This window comes from Cohnella ginsengisoli (genome assembly GCF_029525555.1).
GTDB classification, from domain to species: domain Bacteria; phylum Bacillota; class Bacilli; order Paenibacillales; family Paenibacillaceae; genus Cohnella; species Cohnella ginsengisoli.
Genome location: NZ_JAPDHZ010000003.1, coordinates 322,175 through 340,567, shown reverse-complemented (window position 1 = coordinate 340,567; position 18,393 = coordinate 322,175). Strand labels below are relative to the sequence as shown.

General features: G+C 61.5%; 13 protein-coding genes and 2 pseudogenes. 13 read left to right on the top strand and 2 right to left on the bottom strand.

Translation table 11 applies throughout. From position 1 onward, the window contains the following. Positions 1-212 precede the first annotated feature (212 nt). Complete coding sequence (locus OMP38_RS12605; RefSeq protein ID WP_277565485.1) at positions 213-3,380, bottom strand: glycoside hydrolase family 9 protein; 3,168 nt, start codon at positions 3,378-3,380, stop codon at positions 213-215. Between the two features lie 233 nt (positions 3,381-3,613). On the opposite strand from OMP38_RS12605, the gene OMP38_RS12600 reads away from it, so the two are divergent. The 7 genes and pseudogenes from OMP38_RS12600 to OMP38_RS12575 all read left to right on the top strand — a co-directional run bounded on the left by OMP38_RS12600 (position 3,614) and on the right by OMP38_RS12575 (position 12,843). Beyond that, a complete protein-coding gene (locus tag OMP38_RS12600; RefSeq protein WP_277565484.1) occupies positions 3,614-5,260 on the top strand; it encodes a response regulator in 1,647 nt (548 codons plus the stop codon). A gap of 95 nt (positions 5,261-5,355) precedes the next feature. Then, on the top strand, positions 5,356-6,993 hold the full coding sequence (locus OMP38_RS12595) for a sensor histidine kinase (protein ID WP_277565483.1): 1,638 nt from the start codon (positions 5,356-5,358) through the stop codon (positions 6,991-6,993). A 666-nt stretch (positions 6,994-7,659) separates the two neighbouring features. Further along, positions 7,660-8,577 (top strand): ABC transporter permease, encoded by a 918-nt coding sequence (locus tag OMP38_RS12590; RefSeq protein ID WP_338130504.1) that lies wholly within the window; start codon positions 7,660-7,662, stop codon positions 8,575-8,577. 25 nt (positions 8,578-8,602) lie between these two features. Continuing rightward, positions 8,603-9,514, top strand: a complete 912-nt coding sequence (locus OMP38_RS12585) for a carbohydrate ABC transporter permease (protein ID WP_277565481.1) — start codon at positions 8,603-8,605, stop codon at positions 9,512-9,514. Between the two features lie 106 nt (positions 9,515-9,620). Further along, positions 9,621-10,790: pseudogene (locus tag OMP38_RS12580) on the top strand (ABC transporter substrate-binding protein); the annotation flags it as partial. A 232-nt stretch (positions 10,791-11,022) separates the two neighbouring features. After that, entirely contained in the window at positions 11,023-11,238 is a 216-nt protein-coding gene (locus OMP38_RS35825) for a DUF3502 domain-containing protein (RefSeq protein WP_420869691.1), read from the top strand. 111 nt (positions 11,239-11,349) lie between these two features. Continuing rightward, a complete protein-coding gene (locus tag OMP38_RS12575; protein ID WP_277565479.1) occupies positions 11,350-12,843 on the top strand; it encodes a hypothetical protein in 1,494 nt (497 codons plus the stop codon). A 193-nt stretch (positions 12,844-13,036) separates the two neighbouring features. Here OMP38_RS12575 and OMP38_RS12570 read toward each other — a convergent pair whose 3' ends face one another. Further along, positions 13,037-13,960 (bottom strand): proline dehydrogenase family protein, encoded by a 924-nt coding sequence (locus tag OMP38_RS12570; RefSeq protein WP_277565478.1) that lies wholly within the window; start codon positions 13,958-13,960, stop codon positions 13,037-13,039. Positions 13,961-14,049: 89 nt separating this feature from the next. Between OMP38_RS12570 and pruA the strand changes: the two genes are divergently transcribed. From pruA to OMP38_RS12550, 6 genes and pseudogenes are all read left to right on the top strand, one after another. Continuing rightward, positions 14,050-15,597, top strand: a complete 1,548-nt coding sequence (gene pruA / locus OMP38_RS12565) for an L-glutamate gamma-semialdehyde dehydrogenase (protein WP_277565477.1) — start codon at positions 14,050-14,052, stop codon at positions 15,595-15,597. A 185-nt stretch (positions 15,598-15,782) separates the two neighbouring features. After that, entirely contained in the window at positions 15,783-17,009 is a 1,227-nt protein-coding gene (locus OMP38_RS12560) for a sensor histidine kinase (RefSeq protein WP_277565476.1), read from the top strand. Further along, on the top strand, positions 17,002-17,115 hold the full coding sequence (locus OMP38_RS35820) for a hypothetical protein (protein WP_420869690.1): 114 nt from the start codon (positions 17,002-17,004) through the stop codon (positions 17,113-17,115). The genes OMP38_RS12560 and OMP38_RS35820 overlap by 8 nt, the downstream gene beginning before the upstream one ends. Continuing rightward, positions 17,112-17,375: pseudogene (locus OMP38_RS34665) on the top strand (response regulator); the annotation flags it as partial. The gene OMP38_RS35820 and the pseudogene OMP38_RS34665, both read left to right, overlap by 4 nt. A 115-nt stretch (positions 17,376-17,490) precedes the next feature. Then, positions 17,491-17,763 (top strand): helix-turn-helix domain-containing protein, encoded by a 273-nt coding sequence (locus OMP38_RS34660; protein ID WP_338130595.1) that lies wholly within the window; start codon positions 17,491-17,493, stop codon positions 17,761-17,763. Positions 17,764-17,796: 33 nt separating this feature from the next. After that, entirely contained in the window at positions 17,797-18,252 is a 456-nt protein-coding gene (locus OMP38_RS12550) for a GNAT family N-acetyltransferase (RefSeq protein ID WP_277565475.1), read from the top strand. Positions 18,253-18,393: the final 141 nt, after the last annotated feature.

The window sequence follows — 18,393 nt, the reverse complement described above, 5'->3', positions numbered from 1 at the left end:
TGGTCGCTTTGATCTCGTCCACGAGCAGCTCGCCGTAGCCGACGGCCGCCTGGTTCAGCCAGATCGCTATCGTCGTCTTTTTCTTGTTCACGGCGGGAGACAGCGCGTCGAGATTGATCTGCAGGTCGGTCCAAGACGTCGGCACCGCCGCCCAGCCGCCCGTCAGGTTATAGGTGCGCGTGCCGTCCGACAGCTCGATTTTCATGCGCAGGTTAGAATAGCCTGGATTTTTCACGGCGAAGTTCAAGTAGCGATAACCGGACAGGTCGACAAAGTCGTGCCACGGCTGAAACTTGGCGTACGAATTGGTCGCCGTCGGCATCTGCGTGAACAGCCCGACCGTACGGCCGTCTGCGTTCGTCTTGGCGAAGGTCGCCGTGCCGCCGTTCTGCGTATACCAGTTCACCCATTCGTTGTTGCCGCCGGTCGAGCCCCACAGGCCCCCCGCCGCCGAAGTCGTCGTACAGAAGCGGATGCGAAGGGTCGGGCAGCGGCGCCGCGACCGTGTAGTGCGTCGAGCTGTACGTGTAATTGCCGGCGGCGTCCTTGCCTCTAACGTCGACCCGCTTGTTCGCGTAGGGCGCCGATGCGCTCTCGTCGATCGATGCGGCGTAAACGGCGCCGGATACGGACATCGGGACGTAAGGGCCGCTTTGGCCGGACGTCGAGTAGGACACGTCGTTTAAACCGGTCGCGGGACCCGCGAGCACGGTGACGTTGCCGCGCACGTAATCGCCGATGACGGGCGAGAGCGTCGGCAGCTGCGCCGGCGCCGCGGCGCCGGCAGAGCTGGCCGTCGGATTCGAGCCCAGGCTCATGATCGTATACAGCAGTCCCGCCTGGATGCTGATGCTGAACTCGTTGTAGCGCCACTGGTTCGTATCGTCCGCGTAAAGCGAACGGTCCTCGTACCAGGGGCTGACGCTGGTCTTATCTTTCGTGTCCTTCATGTTCGGTCCGCTCACCATCGCGCCGGGGAAAACGATGCCTGGATTGTTCGCGTTGCCGTTCGCCCCTTCGTTGTATCGCGTGTGCGGATAGGTGACGAAGTCGGCGCCGATGCCGGACACCCAGCTGATGTTCCACGGGTTTTCGCCGAAGATCCAGTAGAGGCCCTTCTCGGCGGCGCGCAGCGCGGCGGGATCGCCGAACAGCTCGTAGTAGCGCATCATGTCGCCCAGGTAGGAGGCATGGGGCTCGTTGACGCCGAAGTTTTTGAACTGGTTCAGCACGCCGTACGGCGTATCGTCCGCCGAAGACAGGAAGAAGTCGACCTGCTGCTTCAGCAGCTGCCGGATATGCGTCTTCGTGGCGGCATCGGCGACGGGATAGAACTCCGCCAGCGACATCGGGCGCATATCCCAATAGTTGGTGGACGACAGGTCGGCGAACGACAATGTACCGATATTGGCAGACGCGGCATCCTTATAGTCGGCATCGCCGGTCAGCAGGTAGAGCTCCACGTCCGCGAGCAGCTTCGAATTCGGGATGCCGCCGCGCGTCGAATAGGAGCCGACGACGCCGTCCGGATGCGCGACGACATAGTCGTAGAATACGATCGCGGCCGCGAGGCATTCGTCGGCGAAGTCCTCGAGCGCCGCGATCTTCGCGGCATCGACGTCGCCCTGCGCGATCGCCGTTTGAATCGCGCGCGCCGTCGCCGCCAGCGCGCCTGCCGCCTTGGCCGAGCCGCCGACGCCGAGCCCGCTGATCCGGCGGTCGTCGGCGTTGCCGCTGACGTTGTCCGTCGATTTCTCCGGATGCACGAAGGAGGCGTTGTTCTTGATGTCATACAGCTCGCCGCCGAATTGGTTCGCCCACTTGATCAAATATTCGCTGCCGAAGACCGCTTCGTCGACGAGATCGGGAATGCCGTTGGCGTCGTTGTCGTACTTGACGGCGGCGGCGTCCGAATGGCGGACGTAGGCGAGCGCGATCTCGGCCGCAACCCATTGGTTGCCTGCGTATTTGCCGTAATCGCCCGCGTCGTACCAGCCGCCCGTCAGATCGTAGTGCGTCGTGCCGTCGGCCGACGCGGCGTCGTCCAGATGGCCGGCTTCGTGATAGAGCTTGGCGGAAGGCGCGACGGTGCTGTACCCCGCCGGGTACGCGTCTTCCGTCGACACGCTCGCCCGCAGCAGCCGGTAGAATGCCGTCATCTCGTCCTTATAGTCGGTCCAGACGTTGGTTTTGATCGGGAACGGATAGGAAGCGATGCCGTTCGTGACGATCGTATAGCCGCTGCCTGCCGCGGCTACGCTCGAGAAATCGATCGCGTACACGTGCCGATTCCAGTAAAAGCCTTTGTAAGTCATCGTGCCGGAGGCCGCCACGGTTCCGCCGCCGTTCTTCACCTGGTACGACAGGTCGGTCAGCGGGCTCGTCGACACGACCTGGGCGTCCTTGAACCCGCCGGCGTTGTAGCCGGCCTGGCTGACGACGACGTCGAGCGCTTCGCTCGCTGCCGCGACGACCGGCGCCGCTTGCACGGGCGTGCGAACCTCGTCCGAGGTCAGGTCGCCGGCGCGGAAGAAGTGCGAGTGCGTCCCTGCGGGAAGCTTCGTGATGTAATAATAATCTTTGCCGTCCGAATACGTCGTATCGCCGCTGTCCGTCTCGAGCATATCGTAGGCGGTATCGTCGACGACGAGCTGCATGGCGAACGGCTTTTCATTGTCGGCGTCCGTATACGTCGCGCGGAAGGTGAATGCGGTGTTTTGCGTATAGGTCGCCGAGTTGGCGCTCATGCTGCCGGTCAGCGTCGGCGCGGCGCCGCTCTCGTCCGTCGATGCGAAGATCTCGTCGATCAGCGTCTCGCCGTAGGCGCCGCCCGACTGGCGCAGCCAGATCTCCAGCTTGGCCGTCTTCTTCTTGAGCGCTGGCGCGAGCGTGTCGAGATCGTATCGTCGCGTCGTCCAATCCGTCGGGACGGATACCCATCCGCCCGTCAGATTGTAGTTGGCCGTCCCGTCGTTGACCGCCACCCGGATGAGCGAGTCGGCGTAGCCCGGATTTTTCATCGTGACGTTCAGGTAGCGGTAGCCCGTCAGGTCGACGGACTCGTTCATCGGCTGGAACTTCGCCCAGGAGGAGCCGGTGCTCGGCGTCTGCGCGAACTTGCCGACCTGGCGCGAATCGACCGTGACCTTGGAAAAGGCGCCGGTGCCGCCGCTCTGGTTGTACCAATTGGTCCAATTCTGCTTGTAGAGCCCGCCACCGCTAAAATCGTCGTACAAAAGCGGATTGCCGGGACCTGGCAGCGGCACGACGACTGCCGAAACGGCGCCTAGCGGCGCGAGCAAGCCGAGCAAAATCGCCAGGCTCAGCAAGCCGGCCAACGATTTTCTGCTGCTTCCTTTCTTCCGCCTAAAGCTGGTCATTAACGAGGCCTCCATTCCTTTAATGGAATCGCTTACACAGCTATCGTACTCACGGCGCCCTTCGCGCACGAGGATGTAATCTCGCCCGCTTGTGATTTATTCGCGCATGATTTTACGTCACACCTTTCGAGAAAAAGATCATCGACAGGCGCCGCGTCCTGGCTTAGGCTAGACCTGACGGGAGTATCGTCCGATGCGGGCGAGACGGCGCGGACAGCGGGGAGGCAGCGGACATGCACAAAATACTGGTCGTCGACGACGAGCCGAGAGTGAGCACGGGCATTAAAAACTTCCTGCTCGGCTCGGAGCTGAACATCGCGCACGTAGAGACGGCGCTGAACGGCTTCGAGGCGATCGATTATTTGCGGATGGAGACGTTCGACCTGGTTCTGACGGACATTCAGATGAGCCGCATGAGCGGCATCGAGCTGATGGAGACGATCTATATGGAGCAGCCCCATCTGCCGGTCATCGTCATCTCGGCGCACGAGAAGTTCGACTTCGCGAAAAAATCGCTTCGGCTTGGCGCGCGGGACTATCTCGTCAAGCCGGTCGAGCGCGACGATCTGCTGCGGGTCGTCGGCAGCGTGCTGCGCGAGAACGAGGCGATCGGGCGCCAGTCGTTGGCGCTGACCGAGGCGCAGCGCGGCGCTGGCGGCAAATCGGGCCAGCCGGGCATGGGCGAGCTGCTGACGGCGCTCGTGACGGAAGGCGATCTGCCGGCCAAAGACGGCGAAGCGCTCGTGGCGCTGCTGAGCGATCAGTCGGAGGGAGGGCTGTTCGGCGTCGTCTCGATTCGGCCGGATCTGACCCGCGGCGGCTTCAGCGACAGAGAGATCGCGCTGCAAGGGCGCAAGCTGCTCAAGTACGCCTCCATCAATATATTGAACGAGTGCCTGGGCGAATGGCGCGGACTCTCGCTAAGCGGATACGGCAACGAGATCGTCGCCATTCTCCGGTTCGGCGAACCGAAGGCGCACGAGCGAGGCGCGGGCATCGAGTCGCAGCTCCACCTGATCGGGCAGATGATCCATATGAATCTCAAAAGCTATCTGAACGTCGAGACGACGGTAGGGATCAGCTCGCTTCACGCGGACGTGTTCATGCTGCCGAAGCTTATGGACGAAGCGAAAGCAGCCGCGGAATGGCGGCATATGAATCCCGGACAGCGCGTGTTCTACTTCGAGGACCGCAAGGCGCGGGAAAATCTCGGCATCGCCGACTGGATCGCGCAGGTGAACGTCTTTTCGCAGACGCTGAAGGCCGGTGCCGGGAGCGATAGGACGGGCGGAAACGGCGAGAAGCTGCTGCAGACGCTCCGCCGGCTGCAGGACGAAGCGGAGATGTTCAACAGCTACTTCGGCATGCTGGCGTACAGGCTGTACGGCCTGCTGCTCGAGCAAGGCCGGTCGAACGGGATGTCGCTGCAAAGGTTCGACCCGGACGCGTACTTCCGCGGTTCGGATGCAGAAGGCAAGCTTGCGGCGCTCGGCGCGTACATCCTGGAGGTTTCGGCGATGCTCGGGCAGTTGACGCAGGAACGCGACCGCTCCATTCTCGCGCGCATCACGGGCTTTATTCGGGAACGCTTCCGCGATCCGGCGCTCAAGATTCAGGACATCGCGAGCGAGGTCCATTTCAGCACGGCTTACCTCAGCTACCTGTTCAAGCGGGAGACCGGCAAAAATCTGTGGGATTTCGTCACGGAATTGCGGATCGAAGAGGCGAAGCGCATGCTCGAGACGTCCGACAAAAAGCGCTACGAGATCGCTTATGCCGTCGGTTACGAATCGCCGGAGCATTTCGGAAGGATGTTCAAGCGGTACGCGGGCCTAAGTCCTGCGGAATACCGCAAGGAAAGGCAGGGGAGCGACGGCTGAAGCTCAAATACAAAGTCGCGATCGCTTTCGCGCTGTTTATCGTCTGCCCCTTTCTCGTCGTCGGCTGGATCTCCGCTTACAAGGCGTCCGATTCGATGCGGGACGAGGTCGGCCTGACGACCCTTAGGCTCGTCAAGCAGAACCACGTCACGCTGGAGAAGACGCTGTCCGCCGTCAGCGACAAGACCGTCACGCTGCTGGACACCCACTTTTTCAGCGACGACGGCCAATACCGGTTCTGGACCAACATCGAGACGCTGGGCCAAATGCGGGAAGCGGACGCCGTCCTGGAACGGTGGTCGTCGGACGGCACGGAGTATTCCCTTTACATGACGAACAAGGAAGGGAAAAGCGCGCCGTTCGACCTGTCCAACAAAACCCGCGGCTTCAGGTATATAACATGGGATACGGCCGCACTGCCGGATTGGGCCGCACGGGCACTGAAGGAGAAGGGCGGGGCGACGCTGCTCCCGCTGTCGATGGACGGCGGCGCGCCGACCGTCAGTCTCGTCCGCGCCGTCCTGAATCCCAAGGCGTACGACGATACGCTCGGCTTCCTGGTCGTCTCGAGGCTCGAGGCGCTGATGAAGCGCGATCTCGTCTCGGTGGGGCTCGCGGACGATGCCGGCATCTATCTGTTCAACGATTCGGGCGAGCAGCTCATCCAGGTGGGAGACGAGCCGCTCGATATGAGGGGCATGCCCGATCGGCTGCGGGGCGAGACGGAAGGCTACTTCTATGCCAAGCACGGCGGAGAGGAGCTGCTTTACGCTTTTTCCAGACGCTCCGCGTTCGGGACCAGGCTCGTCTATCAGATCCCGCTGGGCGCCGTCGCGGACAGACGGACCGCTTTCCAATGGATCATTATGGCCGCCTCGGCGATTTACCTGCTGTGCGTTTTCGCCTTCGTCCTGTATTTGCTGCGGATCGTCGTGCGCCCGCTCGTCCGCCTCACGAAGATCACGCGGATCTACGAGCCGGGCAAGCGGCTGGAAGCCGACGAAGACCTGCTGCGCGGCGACGAGTTCGGCATTCTTTACGGCGCCTTCCTCAAGATGACGGACAGGCTGGACCGATCCATCGAAGAGAACTACGTCATCAAGATCCAGCAGCGGGAAAACGAGCTCGCCGCGCTCCATTCGCAGATTACGCCCCATTTGCTGTACAACACGCTGGACTCGATCTACTGGTATGCGCTCGACAGCGGCAATTCCGGCGTCGGCGACATGGTCAAAGATTTGTCCAAGCTGCTGCGGATCGGCCTCAGCAAAGGGAAGACGGAGATCCCGATCGGCGAGGAGCTCGAGCATGCGCAGGCGTACTGCCGGCTGCAGATGAAGCGGTATCCCGATACGTTCGAGGCGTGCTGGGAGGTGGACGAGGGACTCTTGTCCTTCATGACGCCGAAGGTCATTCTTCAGCCGCTCGTGGAAAACGCGATCTTTCACAGCGTGAGCAGCATGGACGGGGAGGGGCTGATCGTCATCCGCGCGAGGAGGGCCGGAGACGACATCCGGCTGGAGGTGGAGGACAACGGGTTTTTGCCGGTGGACATGGAGCGGCTGGACCGTATCTTGAGCGGCGAGGAGCATGAAAAAGGCTACGGCATCCGAAACGTGCACGAGCGCGTGCGGCTGCACTTCGGCGAAGCGTACGGGCTGAGCTACGAGCGTCCGGCGGGGAGCGGCTTGCGCGCGGTCGTCACGATTCCGGCGAGGACCGGACACGATTAGCGGGAGTCGAGGACGCCATTGAACGATCTGCCAAAGGAAAGAATTCAACAGCGGACCTATTCATCGTGGAGCTTCCTTCCTTACCGGAGCAACCACCCACGAACAACGAGCGCTCGCTCGCATCCAACCCCGCCAAGCAAGTCTCATCCAGGAACAACGAGCGCGCGCCCGCCCCCAACCTCGCTAAACAAGTCCCAGTCAGGAACAACGAGCGCTCGCTCGCATCCAACCCCGCCAAGCAAGTCTCAGCTAGGAACAACGAGCGTGCGTCCCCACCCAACCCCGCCAAACAAGTCTCATCCAGGAACAATGAGCGTGCGTCCGCACCCAACCTCGCTAAACAAGTCCCAGCCAGGAACAACGAGCGTGCGTCCGCACCCAACCTCGCTAAACAAGTCCCAGCCAGGAACAACGGGCGCTCGCTCGCACCCAACTCCACCAAACAAGTCCCAGCCAGGAACAACGAGCGCGCGTCACCACCCAACCCCGCCAAACGAGTCCCACCCAGGAACAACAGGCTCTAGCTCGCAGCCGAGCTCCAGTCTGTATTCCTGCTGCTCCGCCGAAATAGGCACCTCATTTTACATCACACTCTGACAGGAATACATCATCGCCCGCCACGGCCCCCCATTCTATACTGAAGTCACAGAAAGGATGTGGCGCCCGTTGCACGCAAGATGGAAGCTCTTTTGGAAGTACAGGTACCTGACCTTGATGATCGTGCCCGCCTTGGCCGTGCTCGTCCTGAACAATTACCTGCCGATGTTCGGCGTGTTCATCGCCTTCAAGAACATCAACTATATCGACGGCATCTGGAAAAGCCCGTGGGTCGGTTTCGACAACTTCGAGTTCCTGTTCACGTCTGGCTCGATCTGGCGGATCGCCCGCAATACGGTGTCGTACAGCCTCGTCTTCATGATCGTCAACCTGTTGCTGTCCGTGGCGATCGCCGTCGCGATCAACGAGATCCGCAACCGTTGGCTGGCGAAAACCTACCAGACCTTTCTGATCATGCCTTATTTTTTGTCCATGGTCGTCGTGAGCTATCTCGTATACGGGTTCTTGAATCCGGAGAAAGGTTTCCTTAATCACACGATCGTCGAATGGCTGGGCAGGGATCACGTCTTCTGGTACTCCGAGACGGCGTACTGGCCTTATATCCTGACGATCGTCAGCGCCTGGAAAGGCGTCGGCATCGGCGCCGTCATCTACATCGCGGCGATCGCGGGCATCGATCCCGAGTATTACGAGGCCGCCGTCATCGACGGCGCGTCGAAGTGGCGGCAAATTTTCCACATCACGCTGCCCACGATCCGGCCGGTCATCATCATCATCACGATACTGAACATGGGCCATGTGTTCAACTCCGACTTCGGCCTGTTCTACCAGGTGCCGATGAATGCCGGGCCGCTCTACCCGGTCACCGACACGGTCGACACCTACGTCTACCGCGCGCTGAAGGAGCTCAACGATATCGGCATGTCGTCCGCGGCGGCGCTCGTCCAATCCGTGCTCGGCTTCGCGCTCGTGCTGCTGACCAACGCGTCGGTGCGCAAGATCGACAAGGATCAAGCCCTGTTCTAGTACAAAAACGAGGTGAACTTTAGCCATGCTGAGAATTGCGAGCCGCCGCGAGAATTCGATCTCGCCGCTCACCAACGTCGTCCTGAACGGCGGCTTCATCGCCTTGGCGCTGGCCTGCGTGCTGCCCGTCGTGCTGGTCATTATCGTCTCGTTCACGCACAACGATTCCTTGCTAAGCCGCGGCTACAGCTTTTTTCCCGCCAAGTGGTCGCTGATCGCCTACGAGAGCCTGTTCAAAGATTACGGCACGATCCTGCGCGCCTACGGCGTCAGCATCGGCATTACCGCCGCAGGCACCTTGCTCAGCGTGCTGCTGATGGCGCTGTACGCGTATCCGATCTCCCGACAAGACTATCCGCTGCGTCCGTTTTTCACTTTCTTCCTGTTCTTCACGATGCTGTTCAGCGGCGGCATCGTGAGCAAGTACATCGTGTTCACGCAGGGGCTCGGGCTGCTGGACAACTACCTGTCGCTTCTGCTGCCGCTGCTCATCGTCCCGTTTAACGTCATCATCATGCGCACCTTTTTCCAGACGACGATCCATCCTGCGCTCATCGAGTCGGCTCGGATCGACGGCGCCGGGGAACTGCGGATATTCATCCGCATCGTCCTGCCGCTCTCGCTGCCCGTCATGGCGACGATGGCGCTGTTCAGCACGATCCTGTTCTGGAACGACTGGTTCAACGCGCTGCTGTTTATCCGGGAGGAAGACAAGTACCCGGTCCAGTTCCTCATGATCCGCGTGCTGAACGACATCCAGTACTTGCGGGAAAACGTGCAGCTGGCGGCCCAAAACCCGGAGTTGATGCGAGACCTGCCGAACGAGTCGCTGCAAATGGCAATGGCGGTCGTCGGCATGGGGCCGATCCTGCTCGTCTATCCCTTTTTCCAAAAATACTTCGTCAAAGGGCTTACGATCGGCGCCGTCAAAGGCTGATCCGATCGCTCGCCGCATACCGGTAGTCCCGGCCGCAGGCACGCTCGCTATGCCGATTCCCGGCCGATCTATATAATCTGAAATAAATACAGGAGGGTTACACGCAATGAACATGAAAAAATCGAGAAAGCGGCATATCCCGGCATTGGCGCTCGTCTTCGCAACTGCCACGATGCTGCAGGCCTGCGCCGGCGGCAACGGCAACGACAAGGAGGCTTCCTCGCCTCCCGCAAGCTCCGCCGCTCCCAGCGCCTCCGCATCCGGAAGCGCAGCTCCGTCCGAGAGCGCAGCGCCGAGCGAGCTCGCGCCGTATGAAGTGTCTATCGTCTACTTCGGCAAGCCGCAGGCGGACGACGCGCTCGTCGAAGCGAAGCTGAACGAATTTTTTAAGGAAAAGATCAACGCGACGGTCAAGCTGCAGCCGATCGCCTCGAGCGACTATAAAAACCGCACCGAACTGATGATGAATACCGGGGAAAAGATGGACCTCGTCTTCACGGCTTCTTGGCTGAACTTCTTTGGCAACGTTTCCAAGGGCGCGTTCGTCGAGCTGGACGACCTGCTGGCGAAGTACGGGCAGGGCATCAAGGACCGGCTGAACCCGCTCTATCTCGAGGCGCCGCGCCTTAAAGGCAAGCTGTACGCGATCCCGACGAACAAGGAAATTACGCAGGGCAAGGCGCTCACCTACCGGAAGGACATCGTCGACAAGTACCAGATTCCGATCGACAGCATCAATACGATGGCCGACCTCGAGCCTTGGATTGAGAAGGTCAAGGCGGGCGAGCCCGGCATCATCCCTTACTACGTGGCGGGCGGCTCCGGCAACTTCGGCGGCGGCTTCATGATGTACGAGACGCGCGGCAACTACCGGCCGATCGGCCCGGCGCCGGCGAAGACGCCGATGTTCTTGCTCGACTACAAATCGTCCGACGAGATGAAGGTCAAGTCGGTGCTCGATCCCGAGATCGTGGACATCAACAAGCAAGAAGTCGGTTTGTTCCGCAGCTACTACGAGAAGGGCTACATTAACGCAGACGCGGCAACGAGCACGACGACCGTCAACGATCTGCAGAAGGAAGGCAAGATCTGGGTGCAGGCCGCGACCTGGAAGCCGGGTGCCGACATCGAGATGAAGCTCGCCACCGACAGCAAGTACGATTACGTATCCCATGTCGTCGAAGAGCCGATCGTCACGACGGACCTGGCCGCCGGCTCGATGTTCGCGATCTCCCGGACGTCCAAGGATCCGGAACGCGCGATGATGGTGCTGAACTATCTGCACACCGATCCGTACGTCATCAATCTGTTCGTCAACGGGATCGAAGACAAGCATTATAAAAAAAGTCGGCGAAAACCGCATCGAGCCGGTCGCCGACAGCGGCTACAACCCCGGCACGTCGTGGGTCGTCGGCAACCAGCTGCTCAACTACCTGAAGCCCGGCCAGCCCGACGATCTGTACACCAGCTGGGAAAAATTCAACAACGACGCCAAGCGCTTCCCGCTCATGGGCTTCGTCTTCGACGAAGCCAACGTGAAAAACGAGATCACGCAAATGACAGCCGTCGTCACCGAGTACCAGTCGATCTTCACCGGGGCCGTCAAAAATCCGGAAAAGCTGCTCGACGAGCGCAACGCCAAGCTGAAAAGCGCAGGCATCGAGAAGGTGCAAGCGGAGCTGCAAAAACAAATCGACGCCTGGCGAGCGGAGAACAAGAAGTAAAATTGCGTCAAGCGACGCGAAAGGCATGGAGCGGCAGAGCGCCCGAATCTCGGGGCGCTCTGTCCGTCCGTCGAGGGAAAAACATCACTCGAAGCAAGGGGGGAAGCGCATGTGAAACCGGAAATGAAGCCTGAAATGAAAACGGAAATGAAGACGCAATTGGACACGCAATTGGACACTCAATTGAACACTCAATTGAACACTCAATTGAACACTCAATTGAACACGCGAAACCTAATCTACACGTTTGTAAGCTACGCCGCGCACTATGATACGCCATGGGGGCATGGCGTCGCCATGGACGGCATCGACCGGACGGCCGAGCTGGCGCACAAGCACGGCATCCCGGTCACCTGGATCGTTAACGGCAGGTCCGTCCCCGTGCTGCAGGAACGGATCGCCGCATGGCATGACGAGTTCGGGGATGATGTCATCTTGCAAACGCCGTTCTTTATCGAGGACACGGGAGCGGACAAAGAAGCGTTCAAGCGGCGGCTGGAGGCGGACTGGCGTATCGTGCGGGAGGCGTTCCCCTGGGTTCGCACCAAGGTCGCGGCGCGAGGCAAAATTTATAATGAAGTGATCGAAGCGCTCGAGGAGCTGGAGTTCAGCGGCATGTGGGGCTACTGCTGGGAGCAGGTATGGTGGGACGGCATCACGCACAACGGCATTCCGTGGGGCTCGTGGTACGTCGATCCGTCCCGCTACAAAGCGCCCCATCCGGGCAAGGGTCGAGTCGTCGCCTGCGAATGGACGGCCCGCGACTTGAACGCGACTTTCCACTCCGGCTGCCCGGTCATCTATTCGACGGATCCGAACGACGTGCTGCGGGCAGGCCTCTGCGACGGCGGGGACGTGGCATATTGGAAGCGTCTGTTCGACGTCTATGTTGAAAATACGGCGCACAACGATCAGGTGTTTTTCCTGCAGCAGCAGGAGGCGCACGAAATGGAGTTTACCGAGCGCTTCGCCGTATTTCCCGCCGATCATGTCGAGGCGTGCGCGGGCATGCTCGATCTGTTTTTCGCCTATGTCGCGGACAGGTCCGTTACGCTCACGACCGTGCCCCGGGCGATGGAGATGTATCGCGAGGCGAACGCCGAGACGGCGCCCTCGTATATGCTCGCGAGGGATGCCGGCGGACGGCCGCAGCCGAACGAATACACGGTCACGCTGGGAGGGACCGCGTCCGGCCCTTGGCCGAAAACGTTTCTGTACTACGACAAGGAATGTCAGCTGGCGTTCGCTGACGGCGAATGCGTCCCGCGCCGCCTGCGCAGCTACGTGGGCAGGACCGGCATGCACGATACGTTCGACGCGCAGCCGCCGCAAGTGTTCGTGCGCGGGTACGACAAGACCGAGGACCGCATCGTCATGACCTTCCACATCGGGCATGCGCCGCCGATGCCGTTCGGGCTCGCCTATTGGGATGAGCTGAGTGGTTACGAAGTCAAATGGTGCTCGGAAGGCGCGGCGGCCAAGATCATCCTGGGCGAGCTGGTGTTCATTCGGCTCGAGCTGAAAGGGGCGCCGACGACGGTCGAACTAAGGCTAAAAAAAGAAAAAATGACGACCGATAATGGAAGCTCATGCCAGCATGGATGAAACGGTGCGTCAAAGCTAGAATCGTGCGGCGCCGGGATCGATCGGAAGCAGGGGGGGGGGCCGACGGCGCGCGTCAGTATGATTCCTTCCGAAAGGGAAGAAGAGCGAGACAAAGTAGACATGCGGATAGCCATGGTGCACATGAAACGTGCACCATGCGAGCGCCGCGATCCGCATCGCCCGTCGCCCCCCTTCAGCGCAGCAAATTTTTCGCAACCAGCCACAAATTCCCCGGCTTCTCCGCCAAGCGGCGCGTATAGTAGGGATACCACATCGTGCCGTAAGGCACGTAGCAGCGTACGCGATAGCCCTCCTTGGCGAGCCTCGCCTGTTCGGACATTCGCAGTCCGTACAGCATCTGGAACTCGAATTTTTCCTTCGGAATTCCGTTCTTCGACGTATACGCCTTAACCCAGCTTACGATCGCATCGTCATGCGACGCGACCGCCGTGTAGACGCCCCGGTCCAGGTGCAGCTGAATGATGCTTTTGAAGCTTGCGACAATCTCGGCCTTATGCTGAAAAGCGATGGCGGCAGGCTCGCGGTATGCCCCTTTAACGAGCCTCAAGGAAACGCCCGCATCCATCAAGTCCCGCGCATCCCCCTCGGTCCGCTTCAGGTACGCCTGCAGCACGGTGCCCGCGTTGGTCAGACCCTCCCGATAGAGCCGTAAGGTCATATCGATCGTCGCTTGCGTGAAAGGCGAATTTTCCATATCGAGCCGCACGAAGTTGCCGTATTGCCGTGCCCGGGCGACGATATCGCGGATGTTCCGGAAGCAGGCGCCGGCGTCGATCGCGAGCCCCATCTGCGTCGGTTTCAGCGATACGTTGGCGCGCACGCCCGAGTCCGCGATCGCGTCGAGCAGCTTCAAGTATTCGTCGCGATAAGCGAGCGCCTCGTCCGTACTGCCGATGCCTTCGCCGAGCGCATCCAGCGTAGCCGATATGCCCAGGCGGTTGAGCGCCGCCACCTCGCGCAACGCGCCTTGCAGATGGTCGCTGGCGACGAAGCGGCTAGCCAGCTTGCGGCCGTACCGAAGCGTCAGCCGCTTGACCGCGCGGTTGCCCGCGACGGCCGTCATCGCTTTGCTGTACAACGTCGAGCCGATATTCATGAGAGACGCTCCTTTCGCATGTCGGTCGTGCATAGATTGGGGAGGAACGGCTGTTACCATTCGTTACCCGAAGGAGGCTATCTTCAGGGATGAGGACCGAATTCAAAAACGAAGCCTTCACGAACTTCAAGGAGGAGCCGGGCAACCTCGCTTATGACGCCGCGCTCCGGCAAGTCGAAGCCGAGCTCGGCCGGAGCTATCCGCTCGTCGTCGGCGGAGCGCGAATCGATACGGCGCGCAAGGCAACTTCGGTCAACCCGGCCAGGCACGGGCAAGTCGTAGGCATCGTCGCGCAGGCGGATCTTGAGTTGGCCGAACGGGCGATCGCCGCCGCGGCCGCCGCGTTCGAGACCTGGCAGCGGGTCGATCCCCAGGAGAGGGCCCGCTACCTGTACCGCGCGGCGGCGATGCTGCGGCGGCGCAAGCACGAATTTTCGGCCTGGATGACGCTGGAGGCCGGCAAAACGCGCGCCGAGGCGGACGCCGATACCGCCGAGGCGATCGACTTCATGGAGTTTTACGCGCGAGAGATGCAGCGCCTCGCCCTGCCGCAGCCGTTGACGCCGTCCGCGGAGGAGGAGAACCACCTCTACTACGCCCCGCTCGGCGTCGGCGTCGTCATCCCGCCTTGGAACTTTCCGCTCGCGATCGTCGCGGGCATGACCTGCGCGGCGATCGTCTGCGGCAACGCGGTCGTGCTGAAGCCGGCAAGCCCGACGCCGGTCATCGCCGCCAAGTTCGTCGAGCTGCTCGAACAGGCGGGACTGCCTCCGGGCGTCGTGAACTTCCTTCCCGGCCCGGGCGGCGAGGTGGGCGACGCGCTGGTCGACCATCCGCTGACGCGCTTCGTCAGCTTCACGGGCTCTCGCGACGTCGGCTTGCGCATCAATGAGCGCGCGGCCAAGACACAGCCGGGACAGCGGTGGATCAAGCGCGTCGTCCTCGAGATGGGGGGCAAGGACGCGATCGTCGTCGATGCGGATGCCGACGCCGATCAGGCCGCCGACGCGATCGTCGCCGCGGCATTCGGCTTTTCGGGCCAGAAGTGCTCGGCATGCTCGCGCGCGATCGTACACCAAGATATATATGAAGCGGTATTGGATAAAGTCGTAGAACGAACCAGGAAGCTGGTCGTGGGCGACCCCGCGGATCGCGCGACCGACGTCGGACCTGTCGTCGACGACAAGGCTTACCGCAAAATTCTCGATTACATCGAGATCGGCAAGCGGGAAGGGCGGCTCGTTCTAGGCGGGGGAAGCCGCGATCCCGGCGGCTGGTTCGTGGAGCCGACGATTTTCGCCGACGTCGACCCGAAGGCGCGCATCTCGCAGGAGGAGATTTTCGGCCCGGTCGTCGCCTTCACGAAGGCGGGCTCCTTCGAGGAAGCGCTCCGCATCGCGAACGATACCGACTACGGCTTGACGGGCGCGGTGATCTCGAACGACCGGGCGCATCTCGAGCTGGCCCGCCGCGAGTTTTTCGCAGGCAACTTATATCTCAACCGCAAATGCACCGGCGCGCTCGTCGGCACGCATCCGTTCGGCGGCTTCAATATGTCGGGAACGGATTCCAAGGCCGGCGGCCGGGACTATCTGCTGCTGTTCATGCAGGCGAAGGTCGTATCCGAACGATTCTGACAAATGGAGAAGATCAAAACCGTGCGTTCATTCCGATGCTAGAGGAACCGGCGCGCTTCGCGTATAATCGTGGATAAAGAAAGGCCGACGGCGCCGCTCCGGAATGCCAAGCACATTTCTCCGAACGCGCGGCGCGTCCGCGTTCCGAAAAAAGAGCCGCGCGCAGAGCCGGGTTAGGAGATTTCATGCTCTACTACGTTCTCATGCTTTCCGCGGCCGCGGTCGTGCTGCTCGCTTCCGACGTTCGCAGCGAGAGCGGCCGCTGGGCCGCTTTTTTCCTGCTAAGCGCCGCGACCGGCGGCGTGGCGCGTCTCTGGCTGCAATCTGCACTGCCGCACGTTTGGTTCGAGATCGCGCAGATGATCAATCAGATCGTGACGCCATACGGCGTCCTCGTGTTCAGCCTCGTCTATGCCGGCGGGGCGACAGCGGCCATGACGAAGCGGGGGCGGCTGAAGGGCTGGCTGCTGCTGCCGCCTGCGGCCATGCTTGGGTATGCCTTGCTGCGAGGCGACTTCGAGCCGAACTACCCGCTGATGCTGGCATGGGCCGCGCCTTATTATTTAGCGGCGTGCGCGCTGCTCATTGCCTCTTACCTCCGGGAGACTGACCGGCGGATGCGCAGGGGCCGCCTGATTACCGTGCTCATCACCGTGCCGACGCTGCTCGGCGTCGTCGCGTTTATCCATGTCGCCAAGGCGATTTGGCCGGACTTCGATTTTTTCCGCTATATATCGGCCTTCTTCGTCTACTCGTTCGCGATCGCCTTGCTGTGCGTGTTCGTCTACGGCGTGCTCGGAGTCAAGGTGCGCGTCGAGAGCGACTCGCTCGCAGGCGCCATGAAGGCGGCCGGCATGGGGACGAGCCTGCTCAACCATACGATCAAAAACGAGGTCGGCAAGATCGCGATCAGCGTGGAAAACCTCCGCGGCGCGCCCGAAGGCTCCGGAACGGATGAGCAGCTGGCGGTCATCGAGCGGGCGGCTGCGCATTTGATGGAGATGGCGGGGCGGATCCACAACCGCACGCGGGATTTCGCCTGGAATCCGGCGCGCTGCGATCCGGCTTCGCTGATGACGGAGGCGCTGGCGCCGCTGCGCGAACGATTCGCCAGGCAGGGCGTTACGGTGGCCGAAGCGTACGACGAGACGGAGCCGCTGTTCGCCGATCCGGTCCATTTGCGCGAAGCGATCGGCAATGTGCTCGCCAACGCCGCGGACGCGATGGAAGCGGGCGGCCAGCTGGAGACGCAGATCCGGAAGGAACGCCGGGATATCGTGCTGAGCGTCCGGGACAACGGCGCCGGGATGCAGCCCGAGCTGCTGGAGCGGGTATGGGAGCCTTTTTTACAGCACGAAGCAGGGCAAGGGAAATTACGGACTGGGCTTGTCCTACGTCCACCAGGTGCTTAGAAAATGCGGCGGGCGGGCGGAGATCGACAGCAAGCCCGGGGCCGGCACGGTCGTTCGGCTGCGGATTCCGCGTTCGCGCAAGATAAAGGAGGGAGCGGGGCCATGAAGCCGATTCGCCTGCTGCTCGTCGAAGACGATCCGGATTGGGTCAAGTCGATGAGCCTCTACCTGAACCGGGAGGAAGACCTGCTGGTCGTCGGCACGGCCGCGACGCCGGAGGAGGCGCTGCGCCTGGCCGCGTCGATCGAATTCGACGTGGCGCTGCTGGACGTACATCTGACCGAAGTCGGGCGCGACGGCATTTACACGGCGCTCGCCCTGGCGGAGCTTCGTCCCGTCCGAATCGTCATGCTGACGTCGGATGCATCCGAACGAACGATGACGGACGCTTTTACCGCCGGCGCGCTGCACTATTTGGACAAGTCCAGGTTCAAGGAGCTCCCCCCAGGCGATCCGGGGCGTCTACCATCATCCCGAGGCGATGGAGGCGCTGCTGAAGGAGCTAAGGCGGTTGAAGCGAGAGGAGCAGCTGCAGCCGCTGACCGCCGCCGAGCGGGAGGTATACGTGATGCTGGAGGAGGGCTACACGCACGCGCAGATCGAGCGCAAGCTGTACAAATCCGAGAGCACGCTCAAAAACCAGGTGAACAAAATCCTCAAAAAAGCTCGGCGTGCGAAGCGGTCGCGAAGCGGTCGACAAGGTTCGCAAAGGCGGTCTGGACAATCGCGGCGACATCGAGCGAAAATAGACTAAAACATCGCGGGTATGGACAGAGGAGTGGCAGACATGGAAATTATGGTAGACGACCTTTCCGGTCCCGAGGTGGCGGCCTTGCTGGAGGAGCATCTGCGGGGCATGGCGGAGGATACGCCGCCGGAGAGCGTTCACGCGCTCGATCTCGCGGGGCTTAAGCGTCCGGAGATCACGTTCTGGAGCGCTTGGGACGGCAAGGAACTGATGGGCTGCGGAGCGCTGAAGGACCTCGGCGGGGGGCACGGTGAGCTGAAGTCCATGCGGACGGCGGCGGCGCATCTGCGCAAAGGCGTGGCGGCGGGCATGCTCGCGCACATCGTGGCGGAAGCGAGAAGCCGGGGCTTCGAGCGGCTGAGCCTGGAGACCGGTTCGCCGGACTCGTTCATTCCCGCGCGCAAGTTGTACGAGAAGTTCGGCTTCGAATACTGCGGCCCATTTGCCGACTATGAAGAGGATCCGTATAGCGTGTTCATGACGATGGCTTTATAGGATTTCCCGATCCTTAGGCTTCCGGCGATTCGCCGGGGGCCTATTTTTATAGTCCCCCGCGCGCCTGCCGTCCTACGGAAGTTGGAACTGCCGCGATCCGCCGCCGGCCCCTACAATGGGGACATGAAGGAGGCGGCATGA

Coding starts and splice junctions, on each gene's coding strand:
- OMP38_RS12605 (WP_277565485.1), bottom strand. CDS start 3,380: ATGACCAGCTTTAGGCGGAAGAAAGGAAGCAGCAGAAAATCGTTGGCC.
- OMP38_RS12600 (WP_277565484.1), top strand. CDS start 3,614: ATGCACAAAATACTGGTCGTCGACGACGAGCCGAGAGTGAGCACGGGC.
- OMP38_RS12595 (WP_277565483.1), top strand. CDS start 5,356: ATGCGGGACGAGGTCGGCCTGACGACCCTTAGGCTCGTCAAGCAGAAC.
- OMP38_RS12585 (WP_277565481.1), top strand. CDS start 8,603: ATGCTGAGAATTGCGAGCCGCCGCGAGAATTCGATCTCGCCGCTCACC.
- OMP38_RS35825 (WP_420869691.1), top strand. CDS start 11,023: ATGGGCTTCGTCTTCGACGAAGCCAACGTGAAAAACGAGATCACGCAA.
- OMP38_RS12570 (WP_277565478.1), bottom strand. CDS start 13,960: ATGAATATCGGCTCGACGTTGTACAGCAAAGCGATGACGGCCGTCGCG.
- pruA (WP_277565477.1), top strand. CDS start 14,050: ATGAGGACCGAATTCAAAAACGAAGCCTTCACGAACTTCAAGGAGGAG.
- OMP38_RS12560 (WP_277565476.1), top strand. CDS start 15,783: ATGCTCTACTACGTTCTCATGCTTTCCGCGGCCGCGGTCGTGCTGCTC.
- OMP38_RS34660 (WP_338130595.1), top strand. CDS start 17,491: ATGGAGGCGCTGCTGAAGGAGCTAAGGCGGTTGAAGCGAGAGGAGCAG.
- OMP38_RS12550 (WP_277565475.1), top strand. CDS start 17,797: ATGGAAATTATGGTAGACGACCTTTCCGGTCCCGAGGTGGCGGCCTTG.